Below are 4534 nucleotides of genomic sequence, written 5' to 3'. Positions count from 1 at the left end.
TTCAATCTTCAGTTTCACTTGAGTGAGTCGCTCACTAAATTTTTGCCGATAGACTTCGGGCATTTCTTGGATGATGCGCTCCAGCATCTCATTGCGATCGCTCAATGCAATCACTTGAGCCTTCAAGTCGTTCATTTCTGCTTCGCGGTTTTGTGCCTGTTGTTGGTAAGCAAGAATTTGCTCTTGATAGGCTGCGATTTGCGCCTCCACCTGTTGCACCTGTGCTTGCAACAACCTCAGGGCTTCGGCATTGGCGGCTTCGGCTTTGCGGGCTTGGTAAAAGCGCACAAATAACTCAGGATGCTGCACCATGAGTTGATAGAGTTCCTCTGAGAGTTGCTGCACGAGTTGATCTCGCACCAGCAGTTCATCGGCGAAGTTGAGGGGAGTATCGTTCACGGCGGCGGCTCTCCAAGGGACTGTGCTGTGGCAAATTTTACGCTGCGTTTGATCCGCCTATGCAAGATTTGGAATTTTCTACGTACCATCAACCGGTGCTAGCACCTGCGGTGCTTGAGGCACTCCAGCCCAAGGCCGGGGGGCTATACTTGGATGCCACAGTGGGGGGTGGCGGACACACAGCGCTGCTCCTACGGCGTGAACCCACTTGTCGGGTACTCGCGATCGATCAAGACCCGATGGCTTTGGCAGCGGCTCAGGAGTTCCTTGCCCCTTTTGGCGATCGCGTCCAGTTTTGGCATGGCAACTTTGCTGATCTGCCTGTGGCTGAACCGATGTTTGATGGCATTCTCGCCGATTTAGGTGTGAGTTCTGCCCAATTGGATCGCCCAGAGCGAGGGTTTAGTTTTCGCTTTGATGCCCCCCTCGATATGCGCATGAATCCCGCTAACCCTTTGACAGCCGCAACGGTGATCAATCACTACAGCGAGCGAGAACTGGCGGATATTTTCTATGAATATGGGGAAGAACGCTTTGCCCGCCGCATTGCCCGCCAAATTGTGGCCCGTCGCCCCCTCAACAGCACCCAAGAACTGGCGCAGTTGGTTGCCCATTGCCTCAAGGCTTCCCCCCGACACCGCATTCATCCAGCCACACGGGTTTTTCAGGCCTTGCGTATCTATGTCAACCAAGAGTTAGCGGTGCTCGACCAATTTTTGGCGCGATCGCCCCACTGGTTAAAGCCCACAGGGCGCATTGCTGTTATTAGTTTCCATAGCTTGGAAGATCGCCGGGTGAAGCAGGCGTGGCGCGCCAATCCCCTTTTGGCAGTCCTGACTCGTAAACCAATCGTGGCGGATGCAGTGGAAGTGAGCCGGAACCCGCGATCGCGATCGGCAAAGCTACGAATTGCGGCGCGTACTTGTGCATGAATTGCCCGAATGATGGTTTATTTATTGGGTATCTTTACAGTGCGTCCTAATCTTTTAGGGCAATCCATTCCTGAGGAGTGCTGGAGTCTATGGTTGCTGCCCCTAAATTCAAATCCCGATTTATTCCCCAATCCTCGCCAACGCTGACGGAAATTCGGCCCCTCCCCAAGCCACCGGTGCCCCTTTGGCAAAAAACTTTGCTGAGGATTGAATGGGTTTCTGGGGTGGTCGCCACCGGTGCCCTCGTGGCTATGCTGCCTCTCTATGGTTGGTCAGCCCTCTGTCAGCAGCAGTGGAGTCAAGCCTATGACCGCTTGGAAACCCTAAAACGGCAGGAGCGGGAGCTACTGGTGAGCAATGAAACCCTCCGCTATCGGGTGACGCAGCAAGTGCAACGGGCCCCCCAAGGTCTTGTACCCCAAACACCACAACACGTTCTTTTTATGCCCAATGAGAGCAAGATTGCTGCCAAGACTCATTTTGAAGGGCTCCCCGTGACGCCACCGCCTCAGCGCACTGTCAATTACTGACCGCTATCCATGAAAACTGCCCGCCCCCAAAATCAATTCCTGCCACCCTTGCGCGTCGGTCTGATCTTTGGCTTTTTGCTCATGGGGATGGGGGGGGTGGTTGCGCGTTTGGTTTATTTGCAAGTGGTTCAGGGGGAAACCTTAGCGGCACGGGCACAGCAACAACAACGGCGCTATACCCCGCCAACCTTGGCACGCTATCCAATTACTGATCGCCGAGAGACGGTTGTTGCCCTAGATCGGCCCGTGTTTACCCTCTTTGCCCATCCGATTCAGTTCAAAGTGGCGCGCTCAGCGATCGCCCGCGATCTGGCTCCCCTACTCCAGCAATCCCCAGAGCAACTCTTGGCCAAATTCAGCTCCTATCCTACAGGCGTCCCCATTGCCTACGACATCGATGAACAAACCGCCGCCAAAATTCGCGCCCTCAACTACGATGGCCTAGAACTGAACCAAGGGTGGCAGCGCATTTATCCGCAACAGGAACTCATGGCGGGCATTGTTGGCTATGTGGATCGTGACCACCAGGGTCAAGCGGGGATTGAGTTTAGCCAGAATCAATTTTTACAGGTTCCCCATAGCCGCCAACTCCTCTCGATGAGTGCCCTAGGGGAGTGGCTGCCAGCGCTTGCCCCTGCGGATCCGCGGGTCTTAAATCAGGGGTACCATGTGCGCCTCACGATTGATAGTCGTCTGCAACAAACGGCACGCCAAGCCCTGCAACAGCAGTTACGCAAATTCAATGCTAAACGCGGCACGGTTATTGTCCTAGAAGTGAAAACTGGGGCACTGCGAGCCTTGGTCTCAGAACCCGCCTACGATCCCAATCATTACTACCGTGCTGATCCAGCCCTTTTTCGCAACTGGGCGGTGTCGGACCTCTATGAACCAGGATCAACCTTTAAGCCAATCAATACCGCCATTGCCCTTGAACTAAATGCCATTACTCCTGATACGGTGTTGCCCGATGAGGGACGAATTGTTGTTGGCGGTTGGCCAATTCAAAATAGTGACTATAGTCAACGCGGCGGCCGCGGTGCCCTTAGAATTGCCGAAGTTCTCGCCTACTCTAGCAATGTGGCCATGGTGCACATGATGAGCCGCATTCCAGCCCGCCACTACTATCGCTATCTCCATCGCTTGGGACTCACAGAGAAAGTGGGCAGTGATCTGCCCTTTGAAACAGCCGCCCAGTTAAAACCTCCGGAGCAATTTATTAACTATCCGATTGAACCGGCAACGGCCGCCTTTGGTCAAGGCTTTTCCCTGACGCCGCTCCATTTGGCTCAACTAGTGGGGGCGATCGCCAACGGTGGGGAGATGGTTACTCCCCATGTCATTGACGGCCTCTACGATGAAAATGGCCAACTGCAAAAACGCCTTGAGCAACGCCCCCCTCGACGGGTCTTTTCGCAGCGCACCAGTCAAGCGGTGGTCAAAATGCTGGGAGAAGTTGTGCGCTTTGGTACAGGGAAACCCGCCCATATTCCCGGCTATCGCTTGGGGGGCAAAACGGGCACGGCGCAAAAGGCGATTGGCGGTACCTATAGCAATCTGCGTATTACCAGCTTTTTTGCTGTCTTTCCCCTAGAACAGCCCCAATATGTGATTTTGGCGGTGGTGGATGAACCCAAGGGAGATGATGCCTATGGCTCAACGGTGGCCATTCCAATTGTGCGAGCGGTTACGGAGTCACTGATTACGATTGAGGGCATTCCTCCCTCACATCCACAGGAATTGCGGCGCCCCGCTGCACCAGCTTCGGTGTCACAATAGGGAAGAACAGCGCAAAAGGACGGTATGCTTCAACGGTTTTTTGTTACAGTGTTGGCTATTTTCGTGGTGTTGCTGGGAGGCTGTTCGGCCACCAGTGGGCTACAGGCCTATGTTGATAGCTACGATGGCTATGAATTCCTTTACCCCCGCGGTTGGGTACAGGTACAGGCCAAGGATCCGGTGGATGTGGTTTTTCACGACATTATTGAGACGACGGAAAACGTCAGCGTGGTGGTCAATCCCGTGTCTAGTACGAAATCCCTTGAGGAATTGGGGTCGCCTGAGGAGGTGGGCGATCGCCTGCTGCGCAATATCATTGCTCCCAGTGAAAGTGGCCGCAGTTCTGCCTTAATTGCCGCCACCTCCCAAAAGGCTGATGATAAGACCTACTACATTCTGGAGTATGCGGTCACTCTACCGGGGGATGGCAACAATGCTCAGCAGCGGCACAATTTGTCGAGTATTGCCGTAAGTCGAGGTAAGGTCTATACCCTCAGTGTGTCAGCGCCTGAAGAGCGCTGGCCAAAAGTGGAAGACCAATTTAAGACCATCGTGTCCTCGTTTAGCGTATATTAAAGAAAGAATTGGGGAGTTAGCTCAGTTGGTAGAGCGTCGCGATCGCACCGCGAAGGTCAGGGATTCGAGTTCCCTACTCTCCATGGTACTACCCCCGCTGCCGTAGTTTGTTAAAGACTGGCGGCGATCGCAACTCATTACCCACCTACCCCAATTTCCTGACACTTCGTTTCAATCCGCAATCGCCTTCACTGCGACTGCTGCTGACCCGCTCTGCCGAATCTCCTCTGGAGGTCATTGCCCCATTGTCAGTGACAGCACTGGGCAACATCGTGCGAAACATTAACATCGTGCGCAACATTGTGGGGCGAGAACAAGATA

Annotated in this window: 5 protein-coding genes, 1 tRNA gene and 1 pseudogene; 6 read left to right on the top strand and 1 reads right to left on the bottom strand. The window is 54.1% G+C overall.

Going from position 1 to position 4534, the window contains the following annotated elements:
• A pseudogene (locus H8Q75_RS01960) lies at nucleotides 1-399 on the bottom strand (hypothetical protein); the annotation flags it as partial.
• Nucleotides 400-458: 59 nt separating this feature from the next.
• Between H8Q75_RS01960 and rsmH the strand changes: the two are divergent.
• The 6 genes from rsmH to H8Q75_RS01930 all read left to right on the top strand — a co-directional run.
• Nucleotides 459-1331: a 16S rRNA (cytosine(1402)-N(4))-methyltransferase RsmH gene (gene rsmH, locus H8Q75_RS01955; RefSeq protein ID WP_024125335.1), complete on the top strand. Its 873-nt coding sequence runs from the start codon at nucleotides 459-461 to the stop codon at nucleotides 1329-1331.
• An 89-nt stretch (nucleotides 1332-1420) separates the two neighbouring features.
• Nucleotides 1421-1861 (top strand): hypothetical protein, encoded by a 441-nt coding sequence (locus H8Q75_RS01950; RefSeq protein ID WP_024125336.1) that lies wholly within the window; start codon nucleotides 1421-1423, stop codon nucleotides 1859-1861.
• A 9-nt stretch (nucleotides 1862-1870) separates the two neighbouring features.
• Nucleotides 1871-3637 carry a penicillin-binding protein 2 gene (locus H8Q75_RS01945; RefSeq protein WP_024125337.1) on the top strand — a complete coding sequence of 589 codons (1767 nt, stop codon included), beginning with the start codon at nucleotides 1871-1873 and terminating at the stop codon, nucleotides 3635-3637.
• A gap of 24 nt (nucleotides 3638-3661) precedes the next feature.
• Nucleotides 3662-4213, top strand: coding sequence for a photosystem II reaction center PsbP (psbP, locus tag H8Q75_RS01940; protein WP_024125338.1), 552 nt, complete (start codon nucleotides 3662-3664; stop codon nucleotides 4211-4213).
• Nucleotides 4214-4223: 10 nt separating this feature from the next.
• A tRNA-Ala gene (locus H8Q75_RS01935) sits at nucleotides 4224-4296 on the top strand.
• Nucleotides 4297-4320: 24 nt separating this feature from the next.
• The coding region (locus tag H8Q75_RS01930; RefSeq protein ID WP_297040014.1) for a hypothetical protein at nucleotides 4321-4534 on the top strand (214 nt) is incomplete at its 3' end.

Origin of the sequence: Thermosynechococcus sp. OHK43 (assembly GCF_014466085.1) — a bacterium.
Taxonomy (GTDB): Bacteria; Cyanobacteriota; Cyanobacteriia; order Thermosynechococcales; family Thermosynechococcaceae; genus Thermosynechococcus.
The sequence above is the reverse complement of the archived record's forward strand: the minus strand, read 5'-3'. Positions and strand labels throughout refer to the sequence as shown.

Bases quoted from the DNA above. Each gene is read 5' to 3' on its own strand.
- rsmH (WP_024125335.1), top strand. From the start codon at position 459: ATGCAAGATTTGGAATTTTCTACGTACCATCAACCGGTGCTAGCACCT.
- H8Q75_RS01950 (WP_024125336.1), top strand. From the start codon at position 1,421: ATGGTTGCTGCCCCTAAATTCAAATCCCGATTTATTCCCCAATCCTCG.
- H8Q75_RS01945 (WP_024125337.1), top strand. From the start codon at position 1,871: ATGAAAACTGCCCGCCCCCAAAATCAATTCCTGCCACCCTTGCGCGTC.
- psbP (WP_024125338.1), top strand. From the start codon at position 3,662: ATGCTTCAACGGTTTTTTGTTACAGTGTTGGCTATTTTCGTGGTGTTG.